General features: G+C 64.5%; 12 protein-coding genes. 3 read left to right on the plus strand and 9 right to left on the minus strand.

The features are described from left to right. Positions 1-10: 10 nt before the first annotated feature. The 8 genes from PSV33_RS18430 to PSV33_RS18465 form a co-directional block, all read right to left on the minus strand. Entirely contained in the window at positions 11-919 is a 909-nt protein-coding gene (locus tag PSV33_RS18430) for a hydroxymethylglutaryl-CoA lyase (protein WP_300564001.1), read from the minus strand. A gap of 4 nt (positions 920-923) precedes the next feature. Beyond that, complete coding sequence (locus tag PSV33_RS18435; RefSeq protein WP_300564003.1) at positions 924-1,853, minus strand: glyoxylate/hydroxypyruvate reductase A; 930 nt, start codon at positions 1,851-1,853, stop codon at positions 924-926. A 142-nt stretch (positions 1,854-1,995) separates the two neighbouring features. Then, positions 1,996-3,987: an acetyl/propionyl/methylcrotonyl-CoA carboxylase subunit alpha gene (locus PSV33_RS18440; protein ID WP_300564005.1), complete on the minus strand. Its 1,992-nt coding sequence runs from the start codon at positions 3,985-3,987 to the stop codon at positions 1,996-1,998. Positions 3,988-4,106: 119 nt separating this feature from the next. Continuing rightward, positions 4,107-4,772, minus strand: a complete 666-nt coding sequence (locus tag PSV33_RS18445) for a DUF4126 domain-containing protein (protein ID WP_300564007.1) — start codon at positions 4,770-4,772, stop codon at positions 4,107-4,109. A 10-nt stretch (positions 4,773-4,782) separates the two neighbouring features. Further along, the gene (locus PSV33_RS18450; protein ID WP_300564009.1) at positions 4,783-5,913 is read right to left on the minus strand and encodes a CocE/NonD family hydrolase; all 1,131 of its coding nucleotides are present in this window, start codon (positions 5,911-5,913) and stop codon (positions 4,783-4,785) included. Positions 5,914-5,931: 18 nt separating this feature from the next. Then, positions 5,932-6,717, minus strand: coding sequence for an enoyl-CoA hydratase/isomerase family protein (locus tag PSV33_RS18455; RefSeq protein ID WP_300564010.1), 786 nt, complete (start codon positions 6,715-6,717; stop codon positions 5,932-5,934). A gap of 10 nt (positions 6,718-6,727) precedes the next feature. Then, positions 6,728-7,867 (minus strand): acyl-CoA dehydrogenase family protein, encoded by a 1,140-nt coding sequence (locus PSV33_RS18460; protein WP_300564012.1) that lies wholly within the window; start codon positions 7,865-7,867, stop codon positions 6,728-6,730. A gap of 17 nt (positions 7,868-7,884) precedes the next feature. Then, the gene (locus PSV33_RS18465) at positions 7,885-9,519 is read right to left on the minus strand and encodes a carboxyl transferase domain-containing protein (RefSeq protein WP_300564014.1); all 1,635 of its coding nucleotides are present in this window, start codon (positions 9,517-9,519) and stop codon (positions 7,885-7,887) included. A gap of 195 nt (positions 9,520-9,714) precedes the next feature. Here PSV33_RS18465 and PSV33_RS18470 point away from each other — a divergent pair, with 195 nt between their 5' ends. From PSV33_RS18470 to PSV33_RS18480, 3 genes are all read left to right on the plus strand, one after another. After that, positions 9,715-10,764 carry an AraC family transcriptional regulator gene (locus tag PSV33_RS18470; protein WP_300564016.1) on the plus strand — a complete coding sequence of 350 codons (1,050 nt, stop codon included), beginning with the start codon at positions 9,715-9,717 and terminating at the stop codon, positions 10,762-10,764. Positions 10,765-11,284: 520 nt separating this feature from the next. Further along, entirely contained in the window at positions 11,285-11,659 is a 375-nt protein-coding gene (locus tag PSV33_RS18475; RefSeq protein ID WP_096667408.1) for an RNA-binding protein, read from the plus strand. A 142-nt stretch (positions 11,660-11,801) separates the two neighbouring features. Next, positions 11,802-13,307, plus strand: a complete 1,506-nt coding sequence (locus PSV33_RS18480; RefSeq protein ID WP_300564020.1) for an NAD(P)/FAD-dependent oxidoreductase — start codon at positions 11,802-11,804, stop codon at positions 13,305-13,307. A gap of 102 nt (positions 13,308-13,409) precedes the next feature. Here the strand turns inward: PSV33_RS18480 and PSV33_RS18485 are convergent, their stop codons facing one another. After that, a complete protein-coding gene (locus tag PSV33_RS18485; RefSeq protein ID WP_300564022.1) occupies positions 13,410-14,570 on the minus strand; it encodes a zinc-binding dehydrogenase in 1,161 nt (386 codons plus the stop codon). Positions 14,571-14,588 lie beyond the last annotated feature (18 nt).

The raw sequence follows: 14,588 nt of genomic DNA on the forward strand, positions 1-14,588 counted from the left end.
GCCGCGCTCATCAGCCTGCCCTCTTGTTGAGGAGTGCCGTGGCGGCGCGCGAGTTGGGCTTGCGATCCAGGTAGTCGCTGATGAACTTGCCAGCATCAATCAGCTTGTCGAGGTCGATGCCGGTATCTATGCCCATGCCCTGCAGCATGTACACCACGTCTTCCGTCGCCACGTTGCCGGTCGCGCCTTTGGCATACGGGCAGCCGCCCAGGCCGGCCGACGAGGTGTCGTATTGCCAGATGCCCATCTGCAGGCTGACCAGGGTGTTGCCCAGCGCCTGGCCGTAGGTGTCGTGAAAGTGTCCGGAAATGTCGTCAACGCCGTAGTGCTGCAACGCGGCTTCCATGGCGCGCTCGACCTTGACCGGGGTGCCCACCCCAATCGTGTCGGCCACACCGATGTGCTGAACGCCGATTTCCTTCAGCAGGCGCGCCACCATGGCCACACGCTCCGGTGCGATCTCGCCTTCGTAGGGGCAGCCGACAGCGCAGGAGATCGCGCCGCGCACATAAATGTTGTTCGCGCGCGCCGCTTCGGCCACAGGACGGAATCGCTCAATACTCTCGGCAATCGAGCAGTTGATGTTGCGCTGGCTGAAGGCCTCGCTGGCAGCGGCAAACACCACGATTTCATCGGGTCTGGACAACAGGGCGGCCTCAAAACCCTTCATGTTGGGCGTCAGCACCGAATACCGCACACCGGGTTTGCGCGTGATGCCGGCCATGACCTCAGCCGCATCGGCCATTTGCGGCACCCATTTGGGCGACACAAAACTGGTGACCTCGATTTCGGTGAGGCCGGCGTCCTGCAGACGGTGCACCAGCTCGATCTTGACGGCGGCGGGCACCTGCGTTTTTTCGTTCTGCAGCCCGTCGCGCGGGCCCACATCGACGATTTTGACTTTGGATGGGAGGTTCATGGGATCAGTATCCTTTTTTTGGGTCAACCACACCGGCAAGGCTGGTTATCGGCTGCCCCGCCTGTAGCGCCGCGATCTTGCCCGCAATCTGCGCAATGCTTTCCTCGCGCAGTGTCCTGGCCGAGGTGTGCGGCGTGACAGTGATGAGGGGGTGTTTCCAGAAGGGATGCGCGGGCGGCAAAGGTTCGGTGCGAAAAACGTCCAGCGTGGCGCCAGCCAGATGGCCGCTGTCGAGCAGCGCGATCAGATCCTCGTCCACCAGGTGCGTTCCGCGCGCCACGTTGACCACATAGCCGCCGGGTCGCAACCTGGACAGGGTTTGCCGGTTCATGATGTTCTGCGTATCGGGGGTCAGCGGCAGCAGGCACACCAGCACGCGCGTGCCGGACAGGAAATCATCCAGCCCGGCCTGCCCCGAGAAACACTGCACGCCTGTTATCGCTTTGGCGGACCGGCTCCAGCCGAGCACCGGGTAGTCAAACTGCGCCAGCGCCCTGGCCACGCGTTCGCCGAGCACGCCCAGGCCCATGACGCCGACCGGGAAATCCCTGCGCAGCCGTGGTTTGCGGTAGGACCAGGTGCCTTGTTTGACATCCGCCTCGTAGCCATCGAACTCGCGGAAATGCCGGATCACTGCATGGCACACGTATTCGGCCATCTGCACCGACATGCCGGCATCGTCCAGCCGCACCACGGCCGTCTGGGGCGGCAGACGCAGCTTCATCAGCGCATCCACACCCGCCCCGATATTGAACAGGGCCTTGAGCTGCGACTGCTCGTCGAGAAACTGCTGGGGTGGCGCCCAGACGACGGCATAGTCCGCCGGCACAGCGCCCGGCGCCCACTGTTCAACGTGATCGGCCGGAAAGGCGGCGCGCAAACCGGCCAGCCAGGGCTCGGCCTTGGTATCGGTACAACAAAAGGAAATTCTCATGTCGTGATTGTGCCGCGGGTGCGTGCTGTGTCGGCAACAGGCGCGGTGGCCATGAACGAAGCGCCGGGCCGCCCCAAGCGAAGTTCAGCCCCCTCGGGGGGCAGCGAAGTACACGCAGTGACAAGCGCGGGGGCCATCATCTTTAGGCCACCATCTTGAGCAGCTCTGCCCCCTCGGTGACCTGGTCGCCGGGGGCGTACAACACCTCCTGCACCACTCCGTCGGCCGGCGCGGCAATGGTGTGCTCCATCTTCATGGCCTCCATCACCGCCAGCGCCTGGCCCTTGCTCACCTTGTCGCCCGCCTTCACCGCAAACGACACGACCTTGCCCGGCATGGGTGCGGTCAGGCGCCCGGCTTCGCCATGGGCTTCGCCGGCATGCGCAAGCTGGTCGATCACCGTGATCTGCGTGGCGCCCTGCCGGGCGAACACATGCACGGTTTCGCCGCGGCGATAGAGGCGTGCACTGAGCCGCTGCTCGCCAAAACGAATGTCCACCGCGCCGCCGCTGCCGGCAAACACCAGCACCTCGTCCACCTCGCCGACCGCCAGGCGCAGCCCGCCATCATGCAAATAGGTCAGCGCCGCCTGCGCCGGCTCGCCATGGAACTCGAATTCAAAGCGCCGCAGCGCCACCCCGTGCGAACGCCAGCCGTCACGCTTGCTGAAAGGGTCGTCCGTTTCCTGCGCTTTTTCCTCCAGCAGGCTCAGTGCCACGGCGGCGGCGACTGCCAGGGGCAGCCCAATCTTTTCCTGGTTGAACAGCACTGCCTCTTCGCGCGGAATCAGCGCGGTGTCCAGATCGGCCTGGGCAAACGAGCGGCTTTGCACCACATGGCGCAAAAACTGCACATTGGTGCTCAGGCCCACGATGTGCAACTGCGCCAGCGCTTCGTCCAGACGTGCCAGCGCCTGCTCACGGTTGTCACCATGCACGATCAGCTTGGCGATCATCGAGTCGTAATACGGCGAGATCGCATCCCCTTCGCGCACGCCGGCATCCACACGCACCAGGCCACGCTCGAAGGAGACCGAGGGCGGCAGACCATACACATGCAGTGTGCCGGTGGCGGGCAGGAAGTTGTTGTCAGGACTTTCGGCGCAGATACGCGCCTCGATCGCATGGCCGTGGATGCGCAGCTGGTCCTGCGCCAGCGGCAGTTTCTCGCCCGAAGCCACGCGCAGCTGCCACTCCACCAGGTCCAGCCCCGTGATGGCTTCGGTCACCGGGTGCTCCACCTGCAGGCGGGTGTTCATTTCCATGAAGAAGAAGTTCATCGTGCCGTCCGGGCGCTGCTCCACGATGAACTCCACTGTGCCGGCGCCGACGTAGTTGACCGCCCTCGCCGCAGCCACTGCGGCCTCGCCCATCTCGCGGCGCATGGCTTCGGTCATGCCGGGCGCTGGTGCTTCTTCCAGCACTTTCTGGTGCCGGCGCTGTACCGAGCAGTCGCGCTCGAACAGGTAGACATAGTTGCCGTGGGTGTCGCCAAACACCTGGATCTCGATGTGGCGCGGGCGCAGCGCATATTTTTCCACCAGCACCGCATCGTCGCCGAAGCTGTTGATGGCTTCGCGCTTGCAGGAGGCCAGCGCGGCCTCGAAGTCTTCCGACTTCTCGACTGCACGCATGCCCTTGCCGCCGCCGCCGGCGCTGGCCTTGATCAGCACCGGGTAACCAATGCGGTCGGCCTCACGCTTGAGCAACGCCGGGTCCTGGTCGCTGCCGTGGTAACCGGGTACCAGCGGCACACCGGCTTTCTCCATCAGCTGTTTGGACTCGGCTTTCAGGCCCATGGCCTTGATGGCGGAGGCCGGCGGGCCGATGAAGACCAGGCCGGCGTCGCCGCAGGCCTGGGCAAATTCCTCGTTTTCGCTGAGGAAGCCGTAACCCGGATGGATCGCTTCCGCGCCGGTGGCTTTCGCCGCAGCGATGATCTTTTCCCAGCGCAGGTAGCTGTCCTTGGGTGCGCTGCCACCGATGTGGATGGCCTCGTCGCACGCGCTGACATGTCTGGCGCCAGCGTCAGCGTCCGAATACACGGCCACGGTCTGGATGGCCATGCGGCGTGCTGTTGCCGCAACACGGCAGGCGATTTCACCGCGGTTCGCGATCAGTATTTTCTTAAACATTCTGGTTCTCCGCGGTGAAATCGCCTGCGCACGCTTTGCGTGCCATGCGATGTAGCTTCGCTGCTGCGCCGCCCTGCGGCTGGTCACCCCTGTTGGCGATCAGTATTTTTTTAAACATGTCAGTCGTTCTTTTTTGAAAAAGGAGATTTCAGGTTGAAGGCCGGGGTCGGCCCGCTGTCCGGTTTGCCGCTGAAGATACGGGCCACCCTGGCAAACAGTTGCCGCAGAAAATGCCAGCAGGTGCGGATCAGCCACACGCTGAGAACCAACACCAGAACCAGCGCAATCACAAACACCACGGGGTGAGCAATCGCCAGCCACAAACCCGCAGGCACCAGGCTGTCTTCCACCAGTGACGCACCTACATTGCTGAAAGGCTCGGGCGAAGTGTTGATGGCGGCGCGGGTGGTGGCCTTGGCGGCGTGGCTGGTGGCCGCCAGCGTGCCACCCGCCAGGGCCGCCAGCAGCGCCATCAGCCCGCTGTCGGCACCAAACACGCCAGCCGCCAGCGCCGCGCCGGCGGGGATGCGGATCAGGGTGTGCACCACGTCCCACAACGAATCCAGCCCCGGAATCTTGTCGGCAAAAAATTCGACAAACACCATGAAGCCGCTGGCGCCCAGCACGACCGGGTGCGCCAGCAGGTGCAGACCTTGCGGCAGTTGAATCCAGCCCATGAAGCCGGCCAGACCGGTCAGCAGCACCACCAGGTACAGCCGCACGCCGCTGGCCCAGCCGAGCGCGCCGGCAAGCGCCATCAGTTGGGCGGTGTCCATGGCTTGCATGCGCGTCTCCTCAGGGCCAGACGACGAAGTCGTCCACCGAATAAAGTTTGCATTGCGCCTTGCTGTTGCGCTGGCAGTTGTCCACGGCGCGCCGCAAGGGGTCTTCGCCGCCGTCGGCCCAGCCCCAAGCGCCATCCGTCCCTATGGCGAAAGCGCGCGGGACAAATTTGGTCAGGTAGGTTTTGTAGGCTGCTCGCCCTGTGTCGCGCACATGAGGAAGTTTGCTTTCGTCGTCAAGTGATGCGAACCCGGTTCTGGGTGGCACATGCATCAGTCCCGCTGAGTCGTATTTTGCAAAGGCGCCCACGGGTTCGCTCGGAAGGCCTACAGACGCCAGCAGGCGCGAGACTTCCGGCTGCCAGATCCGCTGCCCGGCGCGCGATCCGAACATGCTGTGCGCATCGCTGCCAAAGGTTCCGAAAGCCACCAGCCGGGCCTGTCCGCCGGCCGCCGTGTATTGCTCAAACATGGCTCGATAGGTGTCTGTCGTGAAATAACTGTCGTTGTCCCCGTAGAACCACAAGGAGGGCAAACGGGTCTGAGCGGCATAACTCGCCGCGCCCGAAGCCAGGGCCTTCTGCCAGCTGTTACAGCCTTCCTGCCGCAAGCCTCCTGCAAAATTGACCAGGCCCTTCACCCCGGGGTAGTTCAGGGGGCCAAAAGCCAGCGTGGTCCAGCCGCCATGGGATTGACCCAGCACCACGATGCGGTCCTTGTCGGCCCAGGCTTGGGCGGTCACATGGTCGAGCACGGCTTTGACATCCTCGGCCTGCACCTTGCCATTGCTCTCCACATTGCATCCGCCGCCTATGTAGCTGCCGCCGGATTTCGAGAAACCCTGCCGCATGGGCACCACCACCACGTAGCCGCGCTGTAGAAAGTAACGCGCAGCCGTCGCCGGCCGGTACCGACCCTGAAAACGGGCGTCGCCATAAGCCTTGCCATGGTTGATCACGGCCACCGGGAACGGGCCTTCGCCATCGGGCTTGTAGAGCGTGGTCTCCAGCGTGATGCTGAACAGGCCTTTTTTGGGTATCAGCACCACGGTCTCGTTGAGCGAGGCATCCAGGTCGACGGACTGCGCCCGGGCCAGCGAGGCGCCCAGCAGCGCGGCAACAAGAAGCAGGATATTCAGGTTCATGTTCGGTGCGCCGCGGTTTCAGGCCGACGGCAGCCAGTTGGGCTTGCGTTTTTGCAGAAAGGACTGCACACCTTCGCGGCCTTCCGGGCTGACGCGGATGTCGGCAATGCCTTCCACCGTCATCTGCACCAGCGCCGGGGTGATGGCCTGTTCCGCCACGTCCTGCACCAGCTTTTTGCAAAGGCGAACCGCCTGCGGGCCGGCGTTGACCAGCGTTTTCACCAGCTCTGCCACCTTGCCGTCAAGCTGGTCCGCTGTCACCACCTCATGCACAAACCCGATGCGCAGGGCTTCCGCGGCACTGAAACGTTCGGCCGTCAGAAAGTAGCGGTGCGACGCCCGCGCACCCATGGCGCGAATCACATAGGGGCTGATCGTCGCAGGGATCAGACCCAGCTTGACTTCGCTGAGGCAATAACCGGCCGTTTCCACCGACACCGCGATGTCACAGGCCGCGACCAGGCCGGTACCGCCCGCATACACGTCGCCCTGTACTTTGGCGATCGTCGGTTTCGGGCAGGCGTAAATCACACGCAGCATTTCGGCCAGCGCTCCCGCATCGGCGAGGTTTTCGTCGCGCGAATAGGTTGCCATGCGCTTCATCCAGTTCAGGTCGGCCCCGGCACAGAAGGCCGTGCCCCTGGCCGCCAGCACGATGCAGCGCACGTCATCACGCGCACCGAGGTTCTGGAAACACATGGTCATCTCGGCGATGACTTCGTCGTTGAACGCGTTGCGAACGTCGGGACGATTGAGGGTGACGGTGGCCACGCCGCCGTCGCAGGCCAGTTCCAGGTGATTCATGGTTTCTTCCTCAGTACCGCTTCGCCACTTCTTCGAGCATCACTTCGGTGGCGCCGCCGCCGATCGCCAGCACGCGTGCATCGCGCCACAGGCGTTCGATCGCGGTTTCGCGGATGAAACCCATGCCGCCGTGGAACTGCTGGCAGGTCTGCACCACCTCGTTGACCAGCTCGCCGGTCAGCGCCTTCAGCATGGACACGTCCTGCACGATGTCGTGGCCCTGGGTCACGCGCCAGGCGCAGTGGTACATGAAGGCGCGCGCGGCGCGCGTCTTGGCGTCCAGCATGGCCAGGCGCTGGCGAATCACCTGCTGGTCCCACAGCGGGCCGCCGAAAGCCTGGCGCTGGCGCACATAGTCCAGCGTGAGCTTGAGCGCCTGCTGGCAATGGCCGATAGCCATCGCGCCCAGCGCGATGCGTTCGGTCTGGAAGTTTTTCATGACCGAATAAAAGCCCTTGCCCTCTTCACCGAGCAAATTCCAGGCAGGGATACGCACATTGTCGAAAATCAGCTCGGCCGTGTCCGACGACAGCCAGCCGGTTTTCTTGAGTGCGCGGCCAACGGTGAAGCCCGGCGTGCCCTTTTCGACGATGAACATCGAGATGTCGCGCTTGCCCGGGCCGGTCTTGGCCGCGACGAAGTACAGGTCGGCCTGAACGCCGTTGGTGATGAACATCTTGGTGCCGTTGAGCACCCAGTCATCGCCGTCACGTTTTGCGGTGCTGCGAATGCCCGCCACGTCCGAGCCGGCGCCCGGCTCGGTGATGCCGACGGCCGTGATCAGCTCGCCGGCGATCACCTTCTTCATGTATTTGTCTTTTTGCGCCGCATTGCCTGCGTGGTGCAGATGCGGGCTGGCCATGTCAGTGTGCACCAGCACGGTGATGATGAAGCCGGCAAAAGTCGATTGCGACAGCGCCTCGGCAAACACCAGGTTGGTCATGGCGTCGCTATCGGCGCCGCCATATTTTTCTTCGTACATCAGGCCGAACAGGCCGGCGGCGCCCATGCGCTTGAGAACATCGCGTGGCACAAAGCCCTGCTCTTCCCAGGCGGCGGCGTGCGGCTCGACTTCTTTGGCGATGAAGCGGGCGATCTGGTCGCGCAGGGATTCGTATTCGGGCGTGTCGTAGACGGAAACGTTGGACATTCGTGCTTTCTGAGCCGTTACATGCGGAAAACGCCGAACTTCGGCTCGGGGATCGGTGCGTTCAGGCTGGCGCGCAGGCCCAGTGCCAGCACGCGGCGCGTGTCGGCCGGGTCGATCACGCCGTCATCCCACAGCCGGGCGCTGGAGTAATACGGGTGCGACTGGTGCTCGAACTGGTCCAGCATCGGCTGCTTGAAGGCTTTTTCTTCCTCGGCGCTCCACGTTCCGCCCTTGGCCTCAATCGCGTCGCGTCGCACACTGGCCAGCACGGACGAAGCCTGCTCGCCACCCATGACGCAGATGCGCGCGTTTGGCCACATCCACAGAAAGCGCGGGCTGTAGGCGCGGCCGCACATGCCGTAGTTGCCGGCGCCGAAGCTGCCGCCAATGATGATGGTGAACTTGGGCACCTGGGCGGTGGCCACAGCCATCACCATTTTGGCGCCGTGGCGCGCAATACCCTCGGCCTCGTACTTGCGGCCCACCATGAAGCCGGTGATGTTCTGCAGAAACACCAGCGGGATCTTGCGCTGGCAACACAGCTCGATGAAGTGCGCGCCCTTTTGCGCCGACTCGCTGAACAGGATGCCGTTGTTGGCGATGATGCCGACCGGCATGCCCTCGATGTGCGCAAAGCCGGTGACCAGCGTGGCGCCAAAACGCGCCTTGAACTCGTCAAACTCGCTGCCGTCGACGATGCGGGCAATGATCTCGCGCACGTCGTAAGGCTTGCGGGTGTCGGTGGGCACCACGCCGTAGACCTCGTCTGCTGCATATTCAGGAGCGCGTGGCGCACGACTGGCAAGGACTTCAGGCACTTTTCTATTGAAATTTGCGTTCAGGTTGGCAACTGCCGAGCGCGCCAGCGCCAGTGCATGCGCATCGTTCTGTGCCAGGTAGTCGGCCACGCCCGACAGCCGGGTGTGCACGTCGCCGCCGCCCAGGTCTTCGGCGGTGACGATCTCGCCGGTGGCGGCTTTCACCAGCGGCGGACCGCCCAGGAAAATCGTGCCCTGCTCTTTCACGATGATGGTTTCGTCACTCATGGCCGGCACGTAAGCGCCGCCGGCGGTGCAGCTGCCCATGACCACGGCGATCTGCGCAATACCCTGCGCGCTCATGTTGGCCTGGTTGTAGAAGATGCGGCCGAAATGGTCACGGTCAGGAAACACCTCGTCCTGGTTCGGCAGGTTGGCGCCGCCCGAATCGACCAGGTAAATGCAGGGCAGCCGGTTTTGCTGCGCCACTTCCTGCGCCCGCAGGTGTTTCTTGACGGTCATCGGGTAGTAGGTGCCGCCCTTCACCGTCGCGTCGTTGCACACAATCATGCAGTCCACACCGTTGACGCGGCCAATGCCGGTGATCACACCTGCGCATGGGGCGCTGTCGCTGCCGTCGCGGTCGGGGTACATGGCCAGCGCCGCCAGCGGCGCCAGCTCCAGGAAAGGTGTGCCCGGGTCCAGCAGCATCTGCACCCGTTCGCGCGGCGGCAGCTTGCCGCGCGCCACGTGTTTGGCCCGAGCCGCTTCACCGCCGCCAGCAGCGGCCTTGGCCACCTGCAGCTTCAGGTCGTCCACCAGCGCGCGCATGGCGGCGGCATTGGCCTGGAAGTCGGCAGAACGGGCGTTGAGTTTGGTTTCCAGAACTGGCATGTGTCTCCTCGAGTCGTACGGCGCGATTGGGTGCGGATTACATGGGCCTTCCATACAGGCTGAGCCTGGCTAGGCATCGAAGCCCACCAGGCGCCAGACCACACCTTACCGCCAATACCGCAGCTTAGGCGCAAAAGCCGCCAGACGGCCGCCATGCAGGTTGCAAATCGTGCCAGAATGCGCCAAACTTGGTCCATGCCTGCCCACCCCTCGCCTGCCACCCCGGCCCCGCCGGCTGCGGCCACCCCCATGGCCTTTGCACGGGTGATGGTGGCAGCGTACGAACTTTACGGCCACAGCCCGACCAACGCCTTGAAACTGGCACAGATCACGCCATCCCGACTGCAGCAGCCAGCGGCCCGCATCACCGCGCGCCAGATGGAGGTGTTGTCGGGTACGGCGATGCAGGAGCTTGACGATGAAGCCCTGGGCGCCTTCTCGCGAAAACTGCCCTGGGGCAGCTACGGCATGCTGGCCCGGGCCTCGCTGAGTGCACCCGATCTCGGCGTGGCGCTCAAACGCTGGTGCCGCCACCACGCCCTGCTGGCCGACGACATTACGCTCAAGCTGGTCGTCACCGGTGACAGCGCCGCCATCACGATCGAGGAGCGCACCGACCTGGCCCGGCACGGACAAGGCGCGCGCGAGTTCTGCCTGGTGCACGTGCTGCGCAACATCCACGGTCTGGCCTGCTGGTACATCGACTCGCGCATTGCGCTGCAGGGCGCGCGCTTCCCGTTTGCCGCACCGCCGCATGCTGATGCCTATGCGCTCATGTTTCCCGGACCGATACGTTTCGATGCCGCACAGGCAGAGATCCGCTTCGATGCGCGTTACCTGGCCCTGCCCCTGCGCCGCGACGAAAAAGCCCTGCAGCAGATGCTGCAGCGCGCGCTGCCGCTGACGGTGTTGCAATACCGCCGCGACCGGCTGCTGGTGCAGCAGGTGCGGCAAGCGCTGGCCGCCCACCCGGACCAGGCCCACAACGCCGACGGCGTGGCGGCGCTGCTGAACATCTCGGCACGCACGCTGCACCGGCAATTGAAGGAAGAAGGCGCCAACCTGCAGCAGCTCAAGGACGAGGTGCGCTTCGAACGCGCCAAAGACCTGCTGAACCGCAGCGACAAGCCGGTCAAGCAGGTGGCGGCAGCGGTAGGGTTTCTGAACGAAAAAAGTTTTAGCCGGGCATTTCGCACATGGTCGGGCGCAAGCCCGGGGGAGTTTCGCAAAGGTTTTGTGGGGTGACGAAGCGAGCGCGTGGCTAACGTACGGGGGCCTGTCACCCCCTCAAAAAGGCCAAACGCTTCCTGGAAAACAACAGCCTCACGCCGGGCTGGCAGGGGCTGCAGGGTCGGCACCGCGATGCCCGGTCACACAGGCCAAAAGGGATCGCGGGACCTGGTTTCCGAAAACCGGGGTAAAATACCGGTGTTACTGCAATTTAGCTTTCCTTTGCAGTAGCGCCAGTCTGACACGGTCCGCGGCACCTCACATGCCGACCCGCACCATTTTGGCCGGTAGTACCGGCCCTCCCGGTCGTCAAACTCCCCCAGCGGCGAGCTTCACCCCGGTCTCTTCCTCCCCCTGACCGATTTTTGACTTGAGCCATGTACCTGCTTGCCTTGTGGCACGTCGATACCGGCTCAACAACACGCTGTCCCCGGACATGCGTCCATTGTTTTCCTGACAGGTTTTCTAACCAGAACCGTCATACCCGCTTCGCTCATTTGATTCAAACGTGCAAGCTTTTTTGAAAGGTCCCAAAATGGGCAAGAAACTTTACGTCGGCAACCTCTCCTACTCGGTGAACGACGACTCCCTGCAACAACACTTCTCTGAATTTGGCGCGATCACTTCCGCCAAAGTCATGATGGACCGCGACAGCGGCCGTTCCAAAGGCTTCGGCTTTGTGGAAATGTCCAGCGACGCAGAAGCCCAGGCAGCCATCAGCGGCATGAACGGCAAGTCCGTTGATGGCCGTGACATGGTCGTCAATGAGGCCCGTCCGATGGAGCCACGTACCGGCGGCTTCGGCGGCGGCGGTGGTGGTCGTCGCGAAGGCGGCGGCGGCGGTGGTGGCGGCTACGGTGGTGGTGGCGGCGGCGGCTACGGCGGTGGCGGCGGCCGCGGCGGCTACTAAGCTCTGCTTCTCCATTGATAAAAAAACCGGCTTCAGGGCCGGTTTTTTTTCGCCTGGCTGCTGTCTTATCGGCGTGCACGCGAGGGCTTTGCGGCCATGGCACCCGCCCTCGCGCTCTCCCGACGTCACTTAAACTGCGCCCATGGAAGCCGTCCCCACTGATCCCACCGATCCCGCTTTCTTCGACGTGGTGGTCGTGGGCGCCGGGCTGTCCGGCATTGCCGCAGCACACTATCTCCAGACCTTGTGCGCGGCACGCAGCTACGTGATCCTCGAAAACCGGCAGGCCATAGGCGGTACCTGGGACCTGTTCCGCTATCCCGGCGTGCGCTCCGACTCCGACATGTTCACCCTGGGCTACAGCTTCCGGCCCTGGGAAAGTGACACCAGCTTCGCGACGGGACCGGCCATCCGGGAGTACGTGACCGCCACCGCGCGCGCGGAAGGCCTGGACCGGCACATCCGCTTCGGCCACCGCGTCACCCGTGCCGCCTGGGATTCGCAGCAGGCGCGGTGGCATGTCACCGCCACCCTCACCACCCCCGGTGAGCCAGCGCGCGACGTGCACTTTGCCTGCCGTTTCCTGTTTTTCTGCAGCGGCTACTACAACTACGAGCAGGGCCACACGCCGCCCTGGCCCGGTCGGGACGACTTTCGCGGTCGCATCGTGCATCCGCAGCACTGGCCGTCAGACCTGGACTACCGCAAGCGCAAGGTGGTGGTGATCGGCAGCGGCGCCACCGCAGTGACGCTGGTGCCCGACATGGCAGCCACGGCGGCCCACGTAACCATGCTGCAGCGTTCGCCCAGCTATATCGTTGCCCTGCCGTCGCGCGACGGCATGGGTGCGCTGCTGCGGCGCTGGTTGCCCAGCCGGCTCTCGCACCCCCTGATCCGCTGGAAAAACATTGCGCTGGCCAGCGCGTTCTACCAGTTCTCGCGGCGCAGGCCGGCCGCCGTCAGGCGCCTGATCCTGCGGCAGGCCGCGCGCCTGCTGGGCCCCGGCTTCGACGTGCAGCGCCATCTGGCACCCCGCTACAACCCGTGGGACCAGCGCCTGTGCATCGCGCCCGACGCAGACATCTTCCGCGCCATCCGCGAGGGCAAGGCCGACATCGTGACCGGGCAAGTCGAATGCTTCACGCCGGCGGGCCTGCGCCTGACCTCCGGCGAGGAAATTGAGGCGGACGTGATCGTCACCGCCACCGGCCTGGAGCTCAAGGTGCTGGGCGGCGCGGCTCTCACCGTGGACGGTGCGGCGGTGGACCTGGCCCAGTCCGTCGCCTATCGGGGCGCGATGTTCAGCGGCGTGCCCAACCTGGCGGTGGCCTTCGGCTACACCAATGCATCGTGGACGCTCAAGTGCGAGCTGGTGGCGCGGTATGTCTGCCGGCTGCTCCATGAGATGGAACGGCACCAGCTGGACATGTGTGTACCCGTCAATGACGACGCCCGGCTGCCGACGCAACCCTTTCTCGACCTGAGTTCAGGTTATGTGCAGCGCTCGGCCCACCTGCTGGCACGCCAGGGTCTGCGCCGGCCGTGGCGCATGTACCAGAACTACCTGCTGGACCTGCTGGCGCTGAAGTTCTCGCCGCTGCGCGACGGCGTGCTGCGCTTTTCAGCCAAACCGGCGCCGCCGGATTAGGGCTCCTGTCACGCACCTCGACCGTTCGCCCTGAGCCTGTCGAAGGGCTTCGACAGGCTCAGCCCGAACGGGAATGCATCACTTGAACAAGCCGCCTTGCGATCAGCCCGCCAGCCCCTTGTTCGGGTTGAGCAGGTACTTGGTGCCCGTGGCCCGCTGGCCGTACACCGCAATTTCTGCGGGTTGCAGTGCTTCGGCCAGCGAGATCTCTTTTGAGTAGCTGCTGGCAAAGGTGGTTTTCAGCTCGTCGGCCACCCGCTGGCGCAGGGTTTGTGCGGCCACCGGGCCGATGCGCTGCAGAAAGGGGAACAAGAGCCAGCCGCCCATGCCCCAGGCCATGCCGAAGTTGCGGTTGAACTCGGTGGGGCCGGTGTCCAGACCGCCGTAGATGTAGACCTGCTTGTGGGTGGTGGAGCCGTAGCGGCTGTACTCTTTGGCCGTGCGGTTCAGCGCGGCCTCCATGCAGCCGAGAATCTGCCCCGCCAGCTTGCCGCCGCCGGTGGCGTCAAAGGCCAGCGTGGCGCCGGTGGCCACCAGGGCCTGCGTCAGGTCTTCGAGGAAGGTGGGCGCCGTGGCGTCGCACACATAGGTCGCGCCCAGCGACTTCAGCAGCGCCGCCTGTTCCGGCTTGCGCACGATGTTCACCAGCCCAATGCCGTCCTTCAGGCAGATCTTGTTGAGCATCTGCCCCAGGTTGGACGCCGCGGCCGTGTGCACCAGGGCCGTGTGGCCCTCGCGGCGCATGGTCTCGACCATGCCCAGCGCCGTCAGCGGGTTCACAAAACAAGAGGCGCCCTCGGCCGGCGTGGTGCCTTCGGGCAGCCGCAGGCATTGATCGGCCTTGACGCAGCGGTATTGCGCGTACATGGCGCCGCCCAGTGTGGCCACTGTTTTGCCCAGCAGCGCCTGCGCTTCGGGCGAACTACCGGCCGCTACCACCACACCCGCGCCTTCGTTGCCCACGGGCAGGGCCTGGCCCAGGCGGCCAGCCATGGCTTTCATGGCCGCCGGGGGAATCTGCATCGTCACCACCGGCTGGCTGGCCGTGCCCGCCAGCGTGGCGGTGCGAATGTCGCCCGCGCCAAACAGCAGGCCGATGTCGGACGGGTTGATGGGCGTGGCCTCAATGCGCACCACCACTTCATCAGCAGCAGGTGTGGGCGTGGGCACGCTGACCAGCGCGATCTCCAGCACGCCTTCGGGTTTGACGAGGGACTGCAGCTGCAGGCCAGTGGGGCTAGGGGTGGGGGGGGTCGTTGTCATGTTTATCTCCGTTGATTC

This window comes from Polaromonas sp. (assembly GCF_029945895.1).
Taxonomy (GTDB): domain Bacteria; phylum Pseudomonadota; class Gammaproteobacteria; order Burkholderiales; family Burkholderiaceae_C; genus Polaromonas.

Coding starts and splice junctions, on each gene's coding strand:
- PSV33_RS18430 (WP_300564001.1), bottom strand. CDS start 919: ATGAACCTCCCATCCAAAGTCAAAATCGTCGATGTGGGCCCGCGCGAC.
- PSV33_RS18435 (WP_300564003.1), bottom strand. CDS start 1,853: ATGAGAATTTCCTTTTGTTGTACCGATACCAAGGCCGAGCCCTGGCTG.
- PSV33_RS18440 (WP_300564005.1), bottom strand. CDS start 3,987: ATGTTTAAGAAAATACTGATCGCGAACCGCGGTGAAATCGCCTGCCGT.
- PSV33_RS18445 (WP_300564007.1), bottom strand. CDS start 4,772: ATGCAAGCCATGGACACCGCCCAACTGATGGCGCTTGCCGGCGCGCTC.
- PSV33_RS18450 (WP_300564009.1), bottom strand. CDS start 5,913: ATGAACCTGAATATCCTGCTTCTTGTTGCCGCGCTGCTGGGCGCCTCG.
- PSV33_RS18455 (WP_300564010.1), bottom strand. CDS start 6,717: ATGAATCACCTGGAACTGGCCTGCGACGGCGGCGTGGCCACCGTCACC.
- PSV33_RS18460 (WP_300564012.1), bottom strand. CDS start 7,867: ATGTCCAACGTTTCCGTCTACGACACGCCCGAATACGAATCCCTGCGC.
- PSV33_RS18465 (WP_300564014.1), bottom strand. CDS start 9,519: ATGCCAGTTCTGGAAACCAAACTCAACGCCCGTTCTGCCGACTTCCAG.
- PSV33_RS18470 (WP_300564016.1), top strand. CDS start 9,715: ATGCCTGCCCACCCCTCGCCTGCCACCCCGGCCCCGCCGGCTGCGGCC.
- PSV33_RS18475 (WP_096667408.1), top strand. CDS start 11,285: ATGGGCAAGAAACTTTACGTCGGCAACCTCTCCTACTCGGTGAACGAC.
- PSV33_RS18480 (WP_300564020.1), top strand. CDS start 11,802: ATGGAAGCCGTCCCCACTGATCCCACCGATCCCGCTTTCTTCGACGTG.
- PSV33_RS18485 (WP_300564022.1), bottom strand. CDS start 14,570: ATGACAACGACCCCCCCCACCCCTAGCCCCACTGGCCTGCAGCTGCAG.